At 35.6% G+C, this 16,128-nt stretch carries 17 protein-coding genes; 12 read left to right on the forward strand and 5 right to left on the reverse strand.

The genetic code is table 11. The annotated features are described in order from the left end of the window. Positions 1-18: 18 nt before the first annotated feature. Entirely contained in the window at positions 19-171 is a 153-nt protein-coding gene (locus MKX29_RS20225) for a hypothetical protein (protein ID WP_251161676.1), read from the forward strand. Positions 172-200: 29 nt separating this feature from the next. Here MKX29_RS20225 and MKX29_RS20230 read toward each other — a convergent pair whose 3' ends face one another. Then, the gene (locus MKX29_RS20230; protein WP_224936582.1) at positions 201-347 is read right to left on the reverse strand and encodes a hypothetical protein; all 147 of its coding nucleotides are present in this window, start codon (positions 345-347) and stop codon (positions 201-203) included. 120 nt (positions 348-467) lie between these two features. On the opposite strand from MKX29_RS20230, the gene MKX29_RS20235 reads away from it, so the two are divergent. Next, positions 468-659, forward strand: a complete 192-nt coding sequence (locus tag MKX29_RS20235; RefSeq protein WP_224936581.1) for a cold-inducible protein YdjO-related protein — start codon at positions 468-470, stop codon at positions 657-659. 118 nt (positions 660-777) lie between these two features. Here the strand turns inward: MKX29_RS20235 and yhfH are convergent, their stop codons facing one another. Continuing rightward, complete coding sequence (gene yhfH / locus MKX29_RS20240) at positions 778-909, reverse strand: protein YhfH (protein ID WP_224936580.1); 132 nt, start codon at positions 907-909, stop codon at positions 778-780. A 300-nt stretch (positions 910-1,209) separates the two neighbouring features. On the opposite strand from yhfH, the gene MKX29_RS20245 reads away from it, so the two are divergent. Then, on the forward strand, positions 1,210-2,046 hold the full coding sequence (locus MKX29_RS20245; RefSeq protein ID WP_341107341.1) for a LysM peptidoglycan-binding and 3D domain-containing protein: 837 nt from the start codon (positions 1,210-1,212) through the stop codon (positions 2,044-2,046). A gap of 621 nt (positions 2,047-2,667) precedes the next feature. On the opposite strand, the gene MKX29_RS20250 is transcribed toward MKX29_RS20245, so the two are convergent. After that, positions 2,668-3,363: a hypothetical protein gene (locus MKX29_RS20250; RefSeq protein ID WP_341107343.1), complete on the reverse strand. Its 696-nt coding sequence runs from the start codon at positions 3,361-3,363 to the stop codon at positions 2,668-2,670. 366 nt (positions 3,364-3,729) lie between these two features. Between MKX29_RS20250 and MKX29_RS20255 the strand changes: the two genes are divergently transcribed. From MKX29_RS20255 to MKX29_RS20285, 7 genes are all read left to right on the forward strand, one after another. After that, positions 3,730-4,311, forward strand: a complete 582-nt coding sequence (locus MKX29_RS20255; RefSeq protein ID WP_341107345.1) for a TerD family protein — start codon at positions 3,730-3,732, stop codon at positions 4,309-4,311. A 28-nt stretch (positions 4,312-4,339) separates the two neighbouring features. Continuing rightward, on the forward strand, positions 4,340-4,918 hold the full coding sequence (locus tag MKX29_RS20260) for a TerD family protein (RefSeq protein ID WP_224936576.1): 579 nt from the start codon (positions 4,340-4,342) through the stop codon (positions 4,916-4,918). 474 nt (positions 4,919-5,392) lie between these two features. Then, positions 5,393-7,630 carry an AAA domain-containing protein gene (locus tag MKX29_RS20265; protein ID WP_341107347.1) on the forward strand — a complete coding sequence of 746 codons (2,238 nt, stop codon included), beginning with the start codon at positions 5,393-5,395 and terminating at the stop codon, positions 7,628-7,630. A gap of 106 nt (positions 7,631-7,736) precedes the next feature. After that, on the forward strand, positions 7,737-9,812 hold the full coding sequence (locus MKX29_RS20270; RefSeq protein ID WP_341107349.1) for a transglycosylase domain-containing protein: 2,076 nt from the start codon (positions 7,737-7,739) through the stop codon (positions 9,810-9,812). Between the two features lie 468 nt (positions 9,813-10,280). Next, positions 10,281-10,823 carry an HD domain-containing protein gene (locus MKX29_RS20275; RefSeq protein ID WP_224936573.1) on the forward strand — a complete coding sequence of 181 codons (543 nt, stop codon included), beginning with the start codon at positions 10,281-10,283 and terminating at the stop codon, positions 10,821-10,823. Between the two features lie 340 nt (positions 10,824-11,163). Continuing rightward, entirely contained in the window at positions 11,164-11,598 is a 435-nt protein-coding gene (locus MKX29_RS20280) for a peptidylprolyl isomerase (RefSeq protein ID WP_224936572.1), read from the forward strand. 276 nt (positions 11,599-11,874) lie between these two features. Further along, the gene (locus tag MKX29_RS20285; RefSeq protein ID WP_341107352.1) at positions 11,875-12,204 is read left to right on the forward strand and encodes a hypothetical protein; all 330 of its coding nucleotides are present in this window, start codon (positions 11,875-11,877) and stop codon (positions 12,202-12,204) included. 624 nt (positions 12,205-12,828) lie between these two features. Here the strand turns inward: MKX29_RS20285 and MKX29_RS20290 are convergent. Both MKX29_RS20290 and MKX29_RS20295 read right to left on the reverse strand, forming a co-directional pair. Then, positions 12,829-13,008, reverse strand: a complete 180-nt coding sequence (locus tag MKX29_RS20290; protein ID WP_341107355.1) for a DUF4083 family protein — start codon at positions 13,006-13,008, stop codon at positions 12,829-12,831. Positions 13,009-13,077: 69 nt separating this feature from the next. Continuing rightward, positions 13,078-14,106, reverse strand: a complete 1,029-nt coding sequence (locus tag MKX29_RS20295) for a DctP family TRAP transporter solute-binding subunit (protein WP_341107357.1) — start codon at positions 14,104-14,106, stop codon at positions 13,078-13,080. A gap of 193 nt (positions 14,107-14,299) precedes the next feature. Between MKX29_RS20295 and MKX29_RS20300 the strand changes: the two genes are divergently transcribed. Both MKX29_RS20300 and MKX29_RS20305 read left to right on the forward strand, forming a co-directional pair. After that, the gene (locus tag MKX29_RS20300) at positions 14,300-14,848 is read left to right on the forward strand and encodes a TRAP transporter small permease (RefSeq protein ID WP_341107359.1); all 549 of its coding nucleotides are present in this window, start codon (positions 14,300-14,302) and stop codon (positions 14,846-14,848) included. Next, positions 14,845-16,113, forward strand: a complete 1,269-nt coding sequence (locus MKX29_RS20305; RefSeq protein ID WP_251161670.1) for a TRAP transporter large permease — start codon at positions 14,845-14,847, stop codon at positions 16,111-16,113. Before MKX29_RS20300 ends, MKX29_RS20305 begins: the two co-directional genes overlap by 4 nt. Positions 16,114-16,128: the final 15 nt, after the last annotated feature.

The raw sequence follows: 16,128 nt of genomic DNA on the forward strand, positions 1-16,128 counted from the left end.
GAAGGGAGGATAACAGATTTGAAAGAGTATGAGGATATGCCTTTAAGTGAATCCAAAAATCTTTATGAGAATCTATCCTTGCTAAATGGTGATTTAGAAAATTCTGATGAAAATTGGGATGCTATTGAAGGTATTGACATCGCGATTCCAAGAAAAAAATCACAGAATTAAATTAAAGAAGCTGCTTACTGGCAGCTTCTTTAGTTACGCTCATTTTTTGAATTTAAATATTTTGCAGCTAATAATGCTTTTACTTCATTATAAGATAAACCAGACTGTTGATTTAGTCGTTTCACTTCATTAATATCAGTTCCTGCTACTGTAAATCGTTTTTCTTTTGATGACATTATGTTCACCTCTTTCTATAGTTTACGTTACTTACGAAAAAATACACAGAATTAAATTCATTAATCTAAGCTAAGTTGTCCATACTAATAGTAGAAGATAAAATTTAGAGGGGGATTACGATGTTTTTTAATAAAAAAGCACAAGATGAAAAACCTGAAGTAGTGATTTTAAGTACGGATGTATATGCTTGTCTAGATAATACATGTAATGGCTGGATGAGAAAAGATTTTGTATCTGTAGATTTGAAATGCCCTTTATGTGGTAGTGACACAACTTTAGAAGTAAGGGATCTCCCAGAAATCTTAATGTAACTTGTCGCCAGTTAAAGATAAAGCAATTAGCATAGTTCTTTGTGTTAATCGCTTTATTTTTAGCAAGATGGATACAAAAAACCGTGTAGTCTACATCGACTGCACGGTTTTTGTCGTTCTATTCACCTTTTTTTGAAAGACAACGATCACATTCCATTAAGTAGGATTCCGCTTGTTCTTCCATTATTTGACCGCATTCTGGGCATACCTTCTTAGGTAAAGTTTGAAAAAATTCTACTGGACTCATCATTTTCTTCCATCTCCTTTTATATAACAATTATTTTATTATTCCTTCTGTTATGATACAGTATACACGATTAAAATAAAAATGTGTACCTATTTTTTGAATTTTTTAATAAAAAGGAAGAAAAATTTTCATTTTAAGGAAGAAGAATTACTATTAATACATTTATTAAGCAACAACCCTCATTTTGTTAAACTTCTGTTATATAAGTCATTAGATTATTATTGTCCTGTTCTTTTCCTGTAACGAACTTTTGTTATGATTATCACCGTTAGCTAATACAAGCTATACAGGAGGTTATGCGAAATGAAAAAATCAGTATTATCATTTTTAGCTGTAGCAACTATTGCAGGAGGAGCTGCAGCAAGCGTGCAAGCCGAGGAAGTAACTGTCAAAAAAGGAGATACAATATGGAGCATCTCACAAAAATATAATACGACAGTTGAACAGGTTAAAGAGTGGAATAACTTATCTTCAAATACAATTTATATTGAAGATGTGTTAAACGTATATGAGGAAGAAAAATATAAAGTAAATAAAGGCGACACGCTTTGGGGCATTGCAAAAGAACTTGATGTGAAGGTTGATTCATTAAAAAACTGGAACAATTTAAGTTCAGAAGTGATACACCCTGACCAAGAGCTTGTTGTATATCCCGGTGCACCGAGTAGTATCGTAAAAGAAAGCCCGGTACATACTCCGGTAGAAAATACCGAATCTACACCAACTAAAGAAGAAAAACCAGCGGTGAATCAAGAGACGAACAAAGAACAGGCAAAAGAAGAACCTGCAGAGGCTGTAGATGCACCTAAGGAAGAAAAAAATACAAACAACACCCCTTCAGAAGAAGGAACAAAAGAAATTACAATGGAAGCAACTGCATATACAGCATCTTGTGAGGGTTGTTCTGGTGTAACTGCAACTGGTATTAACTTAAAAGAGAATCCAGATGCGAAGGTCATTTCAGTTGATCCAAATGTTATTCCACTTGGCACAAAAGTATATGTAGAAGGTTATGGTGAAGCAATCGCAGGAGATACTGGCGGTGCAATTAAAGGAAATAAAATTGATATCTTTATTCCAAATAAAGAGGATGCCATTAATTATGGTAGACAATCAGTAAAAGTGACAATCTTAGATTAATTGTTAAATAGAAAATGGTTAAACTAGTATGATAGTTAGCTGACAAGTCCGAACACATTTTAAACCTATAAAGGTTTATGTGTTCGGATTTTTTTGCTCTATGGGTCTTTCTTAGACTGAAAGAAAGAATTGTGATCACTGCTATTTCGTATTCAAGTTTCATTATATTTTTTTCTTTGAACGTTGCACAACCCCTTTTTACTCAACCATCTTGGGCAATGTACGAACTAAACTTATTTTGCCTTGTTATTTTTTGCTATGATTTTAGGAGTATATCTCCTTATTCTCTACTAAAAAATTATTATAGACTCAGGTTCTGCTTATTGGACTGTGCCAAACCTGCCTTAAGGTCCAACATAACAATATGCGAGTTGAAAGCACTTGTCATTATTAAAAAGGAAAAATGAGAAAAAGAAAGGTGATGATCATTATAGTGATTTAACATATCAGTGGAGGAAAAAACAACACTCATTTCAATAGATTCGTTAAATAACTAATAAAACGAAGAAATCTATATTATGTAATTTCTGAAAAATACGGATGAGTGCAACGGGCAAATAAATGCGCGACCAGGCAATTAAAATAAACCAAAACCGCGCAAGAAAAAATATAAAACCTGACTTATTTATTTTTGTTTTTCTCCTCATGATGAACAAAAAAACTTTTTACTGGAGAAATGAGTGACTTAAAGTTTTCTGTAAGGTAAGCTGTTCTTTCAAAAATAATCGATTTTAAATGATCGATTTGTCTTGATAATTTCTCATTAAGTGCATCTTGAGATTCGAGTTTTTCCATAACAGATTGATGATAGATATCTTGTGTTTCCATTTTGTCTTTAATAGCAGCTTGATCATCGGTAATGACTGTTAATTCCTCTAGGATTTTTTCAGTCGGCTTCTCAAGGTTATCTAATTTTCGTGAAAGTTCTAAGATAGCTGTTTCCTGAATAGATGATTGTGCTAATAGAGTTTCATATGAAGACTGACTAGTTCTTAGTTGAATTAGTAATTCTTCGTTTTTATTTTCAATTTGTTGAAGATAACTATTCATTTCGAGTTGATTTTGCTCTTGAGCTTGGTAGGCTGATTGAAGTGCAGTCCAGTCCTCATTGTATTGCTGCATATTTTTTTCGTGGCGTATACTCTCATCTTTAGCATAGCTCATTAAATCTTCATACGTCTCCTCTAACTGATGTTGTAAATCGCGATGCTGTTTTGATACTTTATGATTAAGCTGTGATTGTTCTTCTAAAAGGTCAGATAGATAATTTTTTCTAAAAACATCTTGGTTACTAGTGATTTTTTCTTTAAGAAACAATGATGGTGTTACCTGCTCTTGTTTAGACAGAATATAAACCTCCCTTCAGATCTGTTTTTATAGCATATGAGTGTCGTTGTTAAACTGTGGCAATAATAGGCACTCACCTATTAAACGAAAAATTTTTGAAACTATTTATCAGGCGTTTACGTATGTACTATAGACAGGATGCAAAAGAAAATGAGAGTCAGAAATGAAAGAACTCCATTTTCCATAAGCATATGAAACCATGCTAATTGAATAGGTTTTTTTCACTTGCTTTTTTAAGTATAAAAGCGAGGGTATATCAGTTTACGTTTTTCTAATAAACGTTTAAACTAAATGTATACATATTTACAATTTTCAATGAAAAGGGAGAGATGAAAAGTGGCAATTTCATTATCAAAAGGACAAAAAATTGATTTAACCAAAACAAATCCAGGGCTATCTAAAGTCGTTATCGGTCTTGGTTGGGATACAAATAAGTATGATGGTGGCCAAGATTTTGACTTAGATACTAGTGTGTTTTTATTAGATGAATCTGGAAAATGTTCTTCGGATAAAGACTTTATTTTCTACAATCAATTAGAAGGTGGAAATGGGTCAGTTGTACATGCAGGAGATAATCGCACGGGTGTGGGTGATGGCGATGACGAAAGTGTAAAAGTTGACTTATCCAATGTACCTGCTTCTATTGCAAAAATCTCGTTTGTAATTACGATTCATGATGCAGAGGGAAGAGGGCAAAATTTCGGACAAGTATCTAATTCTTATGTTCGTATCTTAAATGAAGAAAACAATGAAGAATTGATTCGTTATGATTTGGGAGAAGACTTCTCTATTGAAACAGCTGTAATTGTTGGGGAATTATACCGTCATAATGGCGAATGGAAATTCTCTGCAATTGGTTCAGGCTATCAAGGTGGTTTGGCAAGAATTGCAACTGATTACGGCTTACAAGTAGGATAATCTTAACGCGATAAAAGGGGGAGTCTCTTTGGCTATTCAATTATCAAAAGGACAAAGAATCGATTTAACGAAAACAAACCCGGGGTTAACGAGGGCAGTGATCGGTCTCGGTTGGGATACAAATAAGTATAATGGCGGGGAATCCTTTGACCTAGATGCTTCTGCATTTTTAGCAGATCATCAAAACCGTTGCCAGCAAGATCAAGATTTTATTTTCTACAATCAGTTGGAACATCCATCAGGTTCGGTCATTCATACAGGAGACAATCGTACTGGTGAAGGAGATGGAGATGATGAACAATTAATTGTCGAATTTTCAAAAATCCCTTCAACTGTTGATCGTATCGGAATTGCTGTTACCATTCATGATGCAGAGTTAAGAAAGCAAAATTTCGGACAAGTTTCCAATGCGTTTGTCCGTTTAGTAAATGAAGAAACAAATGAAGAACTTCTACGTTATGATTTAGGAGAAGATTTTTCCATTGAAACAGCTGTTGTTGTATGTGAGCTTTATCGCCACAATAACGAATGGAAATTCAATGCCATTGGTAGTGGCTTCTCAGGTGGACTAGCAGCATTATGTAAAAACTATGGCTTAGAAGTATAAGGAAGAGAGGCTCAATCATTTTAAAAATGATTGAGCCTCTTTCATTTATCTCTGGTTCATTCATGATTGGAGAGAGTCATTCTTTACGACAAGGACGTTCTAAAATAAGTAACTATATATGAAAAACTAATATTGAAAGCCGATCAGAAAAGTATACATGAATCAGTCTTATTTTAAAGGAAGATAGGTGAAATTAGTGGCTTTGAAGTATACAGAATACGGTGATAAGGGTGCTTCTTTAATTGTATTTTTACATGCCATGGATTTCCTATGGAAAAACCTGACTTATTTACTTATATCGTTGAAACGTGGTTACTAAAAGGTGATTTACCAAAGGGATGTAGCGAGATTAGATCATTTTGTACTGAGGATGGTGCTGAAGGCTAATTACCTTTTTTATTTCAAGCAGAGTCTACTTGTTTGTAAATATGGTATAGTAAATATTTATGATGAAAACAAAGGAAGTATGAGCAAATGGTATCAACAAAAGTTTATATAAAAGAGTGGCAAAAAGCGATTGCAGCAGAAATCAGTCATTTAAAACAATATGGTAGTAAGAGTTTTCATATTTTTGCTGGAAGAAAATTAGATGCAAAAGAGGGCTATAGCTATTACTTTGAAGTCCATTTTCCTTTATCAATTCCAATTGGTTCAACCATTACCGTTCTTTGGGGAGAAAGAAGGTCAAAGGGCCGTATGGTCTCTGTAGAAGGAAAAAATATTATTGTAACGATAGAAGATTATTACGGTGAAGAGATTCATGAAGCCCATTTGCATCATGACCCGTGGGAGTTATTAGATCAACTCTATCAGAGGCTAGCGGAAATAAAGGATCAAAAGGAAAAAAGAGTAAGAATAAAGCATCTAATGAATCCCTCAACTGAGGTAAAACATCCGCAAGATAAAATTAAATCATCATTACATGAGTTAGTCCTACGATCGAAGTATAATCCAATGACTTATATTTGGGGACCTCCTGGAACCGGTAAAACCTATACGTTAGCAAGAGTAGCTGCAAATCAATATTTAAAAAAGAAGCGGATATTAATTGTCGCACATAGTAATCAAGCAGTGGATGTACTTATGGCAGAAGTGTATCAGTTTCTTTTGAAAAAGGATAAATATAATCTTGGTGATCTATTAAGGTATGGCAGACAGTCAGATGAATTCATGAAGCAGTTTGCTTCAATTACAGCGACTGGCTTATTGAACATGAGCGATGGTGATTTAATAGAAGAGAAAAATCAATTAATGGAGGAAAGAGCAGGATTAAAATTAGATCTATCCTCTTCATTTAGCCAACGTGATAGTAGGCAATTAGTTGAAATAGAAAAAAAGCTTCATACATTACAGGAAAAACTAAAGAAAAAAGAAAATACGCTAGTAAAGCAATCAAGAATCATTGGCACAACTTTGGCGAAAATGGCTACTGATACCCTAATCTATGAAGATGAATTCGACTATATCATTTTAGATGAAGCAAGTATGGCATATATCCCTCAAATTGCCCTGGCGACTTCTCTAGGAAAACGGACAATTATTTGTGGAGATTTTAAACAGCTACCGCCAATAGCTTCAGCAAAGCATCCTTTAGTAAAAAAATGGTTGCAAGAAGATATTTTCCATCATGCCGGTGTCGTAAGTCAAGAGAAGAAAGGGAAACTTCATCCGCAGTTGTTCTTATTAAATGAACAAAGAAGAATGCACCCAGATATATCGAAATTCACGAATGAATATATTTATCAATCCCTCGTTATCGATCATCCATCTGTCTATCAAACGAGAGAGAACATTGTAGAAAGTCATCCATTTCCTCAACGTGCTTCTATATTGTTAGATACATCAAGTACAGGTGCCTATTGTATAAAGGAAAAATCAACGCATTCACGCGTGAATCTCTGGCAATTATTGCTCTCTTTTCAACTCATTCATGAAGCTTATAAGGCGGGTAATCGCTCAATAGGCTATGTCACCCCTTATAGGGCACAAGCAATATTAATGACACAGTTCTTAGATGAAGTCTATGAGAAAGAGAAAATGGCTGCGCAAATTGTGTCAGCGACTGTCCATCGCTTTCAAGGGAGTGAGCAGGATATGATGATATTCGATACAGTCGATGGGGATCCAGAAACAAGACCAGGTATGTTATTAACCGGTCAAAATAGTGAACGATTATTGAATGTTGCTCTCACACGTACAAAAGGAAAGTTTATCCATATAGCAAATGGTACGTTTATAAGGCAGCATGTATCAAGTAAGAAAATATGGAAAAAATTATGGCAACATCAAACGAGCGAAGGACATGTGATTGGCCCCGCTGAAATAGGGCAATGGATGAATCATTCTCATCCGAAATTGTCTTGGCATTATGCTAAAAAGCGTGAACGCCTCCTATATGATCTACATCATGCTAAGAAGCAAGTAATCGTTGGATTGCCGAAAATATTTAGTGTGGGGTCCCCTTATATAGAGGTATTTCAATCACTTATGAAAAGGAATTTACTTACGATTTGTAGTGAGTCTCATTTATCTGAGCTTCCTTCGGCTAATCATATGAAAGGTCATCCGTGCTTTGCTTTTATTTTGATTGATGATGATATTTTATGGCTTGGAGCTCCTTTTGAAGCAATGACTAATCTATTACCCCCTTATGTCAGTGCGAGAATCATATCAAATACATTAGTCAACTGGGTTAAATCTAATGGTTGGTAGAAGAATAATATAAAAGTGAAACTTATTTTCATTTATTACGTTCTATTTAATAGAGGAGAGGAAATAAAAACTTTTCACTATTGCATTTATATGAAGGAGTAAAACAATGAAAGCTCAACTAAAAGCCAGATTAAAAACTTTATGGCAATGGATAAAGAAGTTTTGGAAAAAATATCATTTAACGCAAATCGGATTATTATTAGGATTGACTTTTATTTTACTTGCGATTCTATTTTTTGCTTTTCTTGCCGTAAATGCCAATGTTTCTACATTACAAGAAGGATTAAAGCAATCTACTATCATATATGATAAGGATGGGGATGAAGCGTCAAGCTTTGCCACAAATCGTAGCGAAGGAGTAACATTTGAAGATTTACCAGAACATTTACCAAATGCGGTTGTTGCCATAGAGGATGAACGCTTTTATCAACATAATGGCTTTGATTTAAAAGGAATGACAAGGGCGTTTGTAAGCAATCTATTTGCTGGTAGAATCACAGGTGGAGGTAGTACAGTCACACAGCAATTAGCTAAGAATGCACTACTAACATCCGAACAGACATACCGCCGAAAAATAGAAGAACTATTCCTTGCAGTTGAAATTGAAAAAGAATATGAAAAAGAAGATATACTGCAGATGTACTTAAATCAAGTTTACTTTGGTAGTGGTGCCTGGGGAATTGACAGTGCCGCCAACCAATATTTTAGTAAAAATGTTGGCGAGTTAACAATAAGTGAATCAGCCATGCTTGCAGGTTTATTGCAATCACCTTCTTATCTGGACCCTTATAAAAACTATGAAGGCGCAATGAAAAGAAGAAATATTGTATTAGCTAAAATGCAGGAACTGAACATGATTACTACTGCCGAGTACGAAAAAGCAGTTGCCGAAGAGATTGTCTTAAAAGAAGGGGAAAAAAATACATTCGAGAGACAATACCCTTACTATGTAGATGCGGTATTAGATGAAGCAATCAACCGTTATGGTTTAACTCAAGAGGAAATTTTTACAAGAGGATATAAAATATACACACAAATGGACCAAAACATCCAATCAAATTTAGAAGTGACTTATCATAATGACTCTCTATTCCCGAATGGTAATGGAAGTACTCTTGTTCAAAGTGGAGCTGTTCTACTCGATCCGCAAACTGGTGGCGTCCGTGCAGTGGTTGGTGGACGAGGCGAACATGTTTTTAGAGGATTTAACCGTGCCACACATATAAAGGCACAACCAGGGTCAACCTTAAAGCCACTTGCTGCCTACACCCCTGCGCTTGAAGAAGGTTATGAGCCAGATTCAATGTTACAAGATGAAAAAGTCACTTATGGGGACTACACACCAACAAATGTGAACGATCAATACCTTGGTGAAGTAGAAATGACAAAAGCTGTTGCTGAATCTATCAATGCACCCGCTGTCTGGTTACTAGATCAAATTGGATTAACAAAAGGGTTAGATTCCTTGCAGCGATTTGGCATTCCTTATGAAAAGGAAGATGAGTATTTAGGTATTGCTTTAGGTGGTATGCATAAAGGGATTTCTCCTTTAACACTAGCAGAAGCTTATTCTACTTTCCCAAATGAAGGGAAGCGGTATGATGCTCATTTTATTACGAAAATTTTTGGTCCAACAGGTAATGAGATTGTTGCCCATGATGATAAAGCTACAAAGGTCACATCAAAATCAGTCGCAAAAAAAATGGATACAATGCTTGAAGACGTCATTGAAAATGGAACCGGTGCAGGTGCCAAAATAGAAGGTGTGTCACTTGCTGGGAAAACAGGTTCGACTCAATTGCCATATGCTGATTTAAATGGAACAAAAGATCAATGGTTTGTTGGTTATACAGATGAAATCGTTGGCGCAGTGTGGTTGGGGTATGATAAAACGGACCGAGAACATTACTTATCAGGAAGCACCTCGACAAATGTTGTACCGATTTTTAAAGCGGTAATGGAAGGCGCTATTGAACCTAAAGAAGTGAACAACAGCACGGGCGAAACTTTTAACAAAGCAAAAGAGAAAATGGAAACAACCATTAAAGAACAATCTGACAAACTAGGGGAAAAACTAAAAGAAGAACTACCCGTTTGGAAAGAATTTATGAAAGAAAGCATTGAAGACGGAAAAGATTTCGCGAGATACTTGCGCGATAAATGGAATGAATATGTAAATTAAGAAGGAAGTAGCTGGGACATATGTATTCAAGCTAAGGATTGATCCGAGTGATTAGGAATATACACAACTAATCATTCGGTTTTTTTGTGTGTTTTTATCCTTTTATAAAAAGAATAGTGCAATGGAACAGGTTTTTTTGCAACTGATTTTTATAGATCATCATTGGTAATTGTTCGTTTTTAAGGTTAGGTCATTTAGTTTTGTCTCAGTCTCTTTCTTACGATTAGTCAAGGATGTTTTATTTATAAGGTGGTAGAGACATTGCTCACAAACATTTTTGTTAGATAATCAAACAAAACACTAGCAATTTTAAGAGAAAATAAGTAAAATGTATAGTTAAAATATCAATTTCCACATAATATGCCCTAACACTTTCGACAATAATAATGTATATGATAACTTTATAAGCCAACGTTTGTTTAGAGGGGCATAAATATGGTAAAGGATAAAAAGAGGAGGTTATTTTTTATGAGGGATGTTACATTAACAAATATTTTTGATCATCATATTGCCAAAAAATATGTCACAAGATCAGGACTTGCCCATGCTGTAGCGGTTGCTTATCACGCAGTGAAATTAGCAAAGATCGAAAATGTGGATGTCGACTTAGCTGCAAAAGCAGGGTTTTTACACGATATCGGTCATTACACTTGGTATAATCAAAATGGTAAATGGGACTATGAATTATATCGTAAAAACGATATTCATGCGATCAAAGGAGCGGAAAGAGCCCATAAATTACTGATTCGCTTAGGTGAAAATCCGATTAGAGCCAAACAAGTCTCACTTGCAATATTATTTCATACTGATTCTTTTTTACCAGGTGGAGAAGTGGATCGTACGGCCTTACAATCCATTGTTAAAAGAGCAGATGAAAAGGATGAAGAACCAGGGGGAGCCCATCATTATCGGACCATTACTGCTGACAGAGCAAGGCAAAGTCTACAAAAGTTAGACAGTATCATTGATCGTCATTTAACTCAACAACTTCAGCAAAGACAAGCTGAATAAATGGCACTTCATACAAACGAAGGGCTATTTATTTTGCTTAAAGTTGGAGGATTTTGTCACATGAATAACGAATATTATTAACATCTACATAAGGATGGTGATGATATGCAAAAACGGACGAAAAGACAAACTTTTAACACTGAAGAAATAAAATTCAACCTCACTACTTTTTTTCTCCATGTCTCATTTTATGCATCGATCATATTTCTTTTATTACTATTCTTAAGCTTATTTGGTACATAATAAATGCTTCATTTAAATTAATTAACCTTCAGATTTTATTCTTACATAAAAAAATGTTATGATAGAAAAGATTTTGAAATATAAAGGAGTGTTATACATGTCTGAAAAAGGATACATACAGCTACAAAATGGAGAAAAACTTGAATTTGAATTATACCCAAATGAAGCACCAGGTACAGTAGAGAACTTCAAAAAGTTGATTAACGAGGGCTTTTATAACGGGTTAACTTTCCACCGTGTGATTCCTGGATTCGTTTCTCAAGGTGGGTGCCCTTCAGGAACAGGTACAGGCGGCCCCGGTTATACAATTAAGTGTGAAACAGAAGGCAATCCTCACAAACACGAAGAAGGATCACTTTCTATGGCGCATGCTGGTAAAGACACTGGTGGAAGTCAGTTCTTCATCGTACATGAACCTCAGCCGCATCTTAACGGTGTTCATACTGTGTTTGGTAAAGTAACTTCTGGTATGCCAGCTGTTAAAGCAATGAAAAATGGTGACGTAATGGAAAAGGTTGTCGTTGAAGACTAATTCCACTTTCATCAACTAGAGCAAGGTGGTTTGTTTTAGCTGAAATGTAACCCGGACATGAGTCCGGGTTTTTTGTCGTGTGTGATTCGTTCTATCCATATATGTGATTACGCCTGTGTTGTTAATAATCAAGAGTGTGTAGAAGGTTATTTACATACAATCAGAACGATATGAGTGAGATTACAGAATGTTGTGGATTGGTAAGGTTTTTGAGTTGAAGGAAATGGAATAATTTCGCAAAGTGGCTTAGCAAGTCACTCAGGAGGAAGAATAGAAATGAGCGCTTCGCAAAGTGGCTTAGCAAGTCACTCAGGAGGAAAAGAAGAAAAGAGCGCTTCGCAAAGTGGATTAGCAAGTCACTCAGGAGGAAAAATAGAAAAGAGCGCTTCGCGAAACGGCTTAGCAAGTGACTCAGGAGGAAAAGAAGAAAAGAGCGCTTCGCAAAACGGATTAGCAAGTCACTCAAGAGGAAAAATAGAAATAAGCGCTTCGCAAAGTGGATTAGCAAGTGACTCAGGAGGAAAAATAGAAAAGAGCGCTTCGCGAAACGGCTTAGCAAGTGACTCAGGAGGAAAAGAAGAAAGAGCGCTTCGCAAAGTGGCTTAGCAAGTCACTCAGGAGGAAAAATAGAAAAGAGCGCTTCGCAAAACGGCTTAGCAAGTGACTCAGGAGGAAAAGAAGAAAAGAGCGCTTCGCAAAGTGGCTTAGCAAGTGACTCAGGAGGAAAAGAAGAAAAGAGCGCTTCGCAAAGTGGCTTAGCAAGTCACTCAGAAAGAATAGAAGAAATGAATGCTTCGCAAAATGGATAGCCAATCACTCACAAGGAAAAATCGAAAGGGTGCTTCGTAAAAGTATTTCACTTCCATCAAAAGGGAAACCGCTCATAAAGACTAGCAAAAGTCGTTTTTTCACAAACCCATTACGTATGAATAGCTAGAACAAAAATACATCACTCACTCATAATCTTTGCATAAAGAATAAGAAAACCCTCGTATTTTAACGTAAAAGTTATCTTCCAAAAAAAGAGACATAACCCTCAAATCATTACAATATTGGTTAAAAACATATAAACGTGGTGAAAATTGATAAAAATAGGGGTAGTAAAGGCGATGTGTGGGCATCTGCTAACCGATAATTGTCTATCGAAATTTTTGAGTGGCATTTAGAATCGTCCAAATCTACATTAAATGTGAGAAAGGAGAAAGGCGCTTTATATGAAAACGCCTTTAATTATTTACTATTTGTTTCTCTTTCCAATAATTCGATAATACGATCTAATTTTTGTTCTACATCAGGATTTGTTTTAACAACCCTCTTTTTTAACAAGATTTTTACAGCGGTAGCAATTATTAATAAGACGGCTAAAAGGAAGAGGAACATAATAATTTGAAACACCATATCCCCAGTCATTTCTTATATCACCTCATTTGAGACGGTTTTACCTTAGTATACATGATATAGAAATATTAGGGTGCCGTTTTACTGTTTTTCAGCATCCTCAATAATATCTTCGCCAATAATTTCCTTCCATTTATCATACACTGGCTGTAAATGCTCTTTAAAAGCTTCTATTTCTTCTTCAGTCAGTTCATTTATTTCTATATCGCTCTCATTTTGTATTTTTACATAAGCTTCATCATTGAGCTTTTCAGCAGAATCTCTAGCAATCTCTGTACCTGCGTCGATTCCGGCTTGCACAATACGCTTGCTCTCATCATTTAATCCATCCCAAAAAGTTGTGTTTGTTAGTAATGCATAGTCAACACGGTTCATACCGATAATGGTTAAGTACTCTTGTACTTCAGCAAACTTTTTCGATTCGATGTTGCTATACGGGTTATCTTGACCATCGACCGTTCCTTGTTGCAAGGCAGTATATAGCTCTCCGAAAGGGATCGAACTTGAGCCGGCCCCTAATGATTTATATAGTTCTTCTAATAGTTGCCCTCCAGTTGTCCGCACTTTCAATCCAGCAAAATCACTTGGAGAGGATATAGTACGGTTATTATTTGTCACATGCTTGGCTCCGTTTGGCCACATGGTTAACCCTAATACTTTATCTTTCTGTAAACGCGCTAATACTTCCTTCCCCTTTGGACCATCCCAAAAATTTTCAGCAGCTTCATCATTTTCAAATAGAAAAGGCATACCTGGAATATTAAAACCGACTTCTGAACCAACTAATTTGGTCATTTCTGGCATGATGAATTGAACATTATTGGCAATTAAGTTTTGATATTCATCTTTATCACCGAACAAGGAGCTATTAGGAAAAATCTCAACTTGGATCTTCCCATTTGATTGTTCTTCAATCACTTCTTTCATTTTTAATGCCCCTTTATGCTTGGGGGTATTTTCTGCAACTACGTGGGATATCTTAATAGTCATTGCTTGAACGCCGTTTACTTGGGTAGCATCTGCATGTGTAGGGTGACTTTGACAACCAGACAGAAGTGTTCCAACGATAATCAAAAGGCAAAGGACAAAAATCGATTTTACTCTTAACATGGAAAAACCCCCCTTAGTTACAAAAGAAATCGCTTACAAAATAGTAGATTGGATACAATATCTAAAATTATAACAAAATAAATGAAAATTGTGAATAAATAAAAATAAATAAATATTCTGTTTATTATTCATTTGTTTTATAGTAAAGTATAAATATTGGATACAATCTACAATAGGGGAGTTGATAATCGTCATGCTTAAGAAACTATCAAACTTAGAAGAGGGAATAGCTGGTTTGTTATTTATTGCTGGTGTGTTTGTAAGTCTGTATGGGGTATTTACACGGTATATCCTCAATATGCCGCAAGCTTGGGTGACAGAGATTTTTGAATTTTTGATTGTTTGGTCCATCTTTTTGGGTTTTGGTATCGCTTTAAAGGAAAATCGTCATATCAGTGTAGAAATCCTATTTGATCGTTTATCTTACAAAGCAAAAATGATTATTAACTGTATTAGCAATTGTATCGGTGCGGGTTTTGCCTTTTTTTTAATGTTTACAAGCATTAAATTGGTAACGCTTACAAGAGTGCAAGGTACTGAAACTGTTGATGTAGGTATTCCGATTTGGATTACCTTACTTGTATTACCTATCAGTATGGGGCTACTAGGGCTTTACTTCATTAGAAAAGCTTATAGATCTGCTAAAGGAGATAAGAAAGAGTTAACAGGTGGAGTAGAAGAATTATATGAAGAAATTGAACAACAAAATAGAGAAAATCATAACAAGGGGGTTAGTTTATGAGTGCGATTATTGTCCTCTTTGTTGTATTTACGATTCTTTGTTTATTAAGAGTTCCAATCGCAGTCAGCCTTGGCCTGTCTAGCATCGTTGCTTTATTTATGGTAGATTTTACGCTTTATACGGTTGGTTTGAAGATGTTTAATGCTTTAAACTCAGCAACTTTAATGGCGATTCCCGGATTTGTTTTTGCAGGGGTGATTATGTCCAAAGGTGGCATATCCTTTCACTTAATTGAAGCACTAAAATCATGGGTCGGTCATTTTCGCGGTGGGTTAGCTGTTGTCACTATCCTTGCCTGCATGATTTTTGCTGCCATCTCAGGTTCAAGCCCGGCCACAGCTGCAGCAATTGGTGGGATTATGATTCCTGCGATGGTAAAGGCAGGTTACAGTAAAAGATATTCGATGGGTTTAGTGGCAGCTGCTGGTACGCTAGGTATATTAATCCCACCGTCCATTCCGTTAATTATTTATGCAACTGTTGCAGAAGCCTCAGTAGGTAAATTATTTGCTGCAGGAATAATCCCTGGTTTGCTACTAACAAGTTTACTTTTGTGTTCAGCTATATTTCATGCAAGGAGACATAATTATGGTAGATTAGAAAAAGTGCCCTTTCAATTAAGATGGAAGAAGACATATAAGGCAATCTGGGGCTTTTTACTACCCGTTTTTATTTTAGGTGGCATTTATAGTGGGGCTGTCACGCCAACTGAAGCGGCTTTTGTTTCTTGCTTATACGGTTTAATTGTGTCGATATTTATTTACAAAGAGATGACTTTTAATAAATTTCGAGAAGTATTAAAAGAGTCTATTAATATAACTGCGATGATCTTCTTAGTGATTGCTTCAGCCATGGTTTTTGGGATGTTCTTAACAACGGAACAAGTACCGCAGATTTTTGCTCAATGGATTGAAGCTAGTGCAGCCAATAAGTGGATATTTATAATTGGTGTCAATTTGATGTTTTTCTTATTGGGTATGTTTCTAGAGGCAACAGCGATTATTTTAATCACTTTGCCCATCTTACTACCTGTATTAGTATTGTTCGATATCAATATCATACATTTTGCCATTATTATGACGATTAATATGGAGTTAGCGATGATTACTCCTCCGGTAGGGCTAAATCTGTTCGTAGTTAGTGGAATTACAAAAGAAAAAATTGGTGAAGTGATTAGAGGTGTGGTTCCCTTTTATTTGCTTATGGTGGCTGCACTTATTCTTGTAATCATATTTCCTGAAATCTCTCTGTTGTTTGCAGAGTAAATCATTGAGTAATAG

This window comes from Cytobacillus sp. FSL R7-0696, from assembly GCF_038006865.1.
GTDB classification, from domain to species: domain Bacteria; phylum Bacillota; class Bacilli; order Bacillales; family Cytobacillaceae; genus Cytobacillus; species Cytobacillus kochii.

Coding starts and splice junctions, on each gene's coding strand:
- MKX29_RS20235 (WP_224936581.1), top strand. CDS start 468: ATGTTTTTTAATAAAAAAGCACAAGATGAAAAACCTGAAGTAGTGATT.
- MKX29_RS20290 (WP_341107355.1), bottom strand. CDS start 13,008: ATGACTGGGGATATGGTGTTTCAAATTATTATGTTCCTCTTCCTTTTA.
- MKX29_RS20245 (WP_341107341.1), top strand. CDS start 1,210: ATGAAAAAATCAGTATTATCATTTTTAGCTGTAGCAACTATTGCAGGA.
- MKX29_RS20270 (WP_341107349.1), top strand. CDS start 7,737: ATGAAAGCTCAACTAAAAGCCAGATTAAAAACTTTATGGCAATGGATA.
- MKX29_RS20300 (WP_341107359.1), top strand. CDS start 14,300: ATGCTTAAGAAACTATCAAACTTAGAAGAGGGAATAGCTGGTTTGTTA.
- MKX29_RS20280 (WP_224936572.1), top strand. CDS start 11,164: ATGTCTGAAAAAGGATACATACAGCTACAAAATGGAGAAAAACTTGAA.
- MKX29_RS20230 (WP_224936582.1), bottom strand. CDS start 347: ATGTCATCAAAAGAAAAACGATTTACAGTAGCAGGAACTGATATTAAT.
- MKX29_RS20295 (WP_341107357.1), bottom strand. CDS start 14,106: ATGTTAAGAGTAAAATCGATTTTTGTCCTTTGCCTTTTGATTATCGTT.
- yhfH (WP_224936580.1), bottom strand. CDS start 909: ATGATGAGTCCAGTAGAATTTTTTCAAACTTTACCTAAGAAGGTATGC.
- MKX29_RS20305 (WP_251161670.1), top strand. CDS start 14,845: ATGAGTGCGATTATTGTCCTCTTTGTTGTATTTACGATTCTTTGTTTA.
- MKX29_RS20275 (WP_224936573.1), top strand. CDS start 10,281: ATGAGGGATGTTACATTAACAAATATTTTTGATCATCATATTGCCAAA.
- MKX29_RS20285 (WP_341107352.1), top strand. CDS start 11,875: ATGAGCGCTTCGCAAAGTGGCTTAGCAAGTCACTCAGGAGGAAAAGAA.
- MKX29_RS20265 (WP_341107347.1), top strand. CDS start 5,393: ATGGTATCAACAAAAGTTTATATAAAAGAGTGGCAAAAAGCGATTGCA.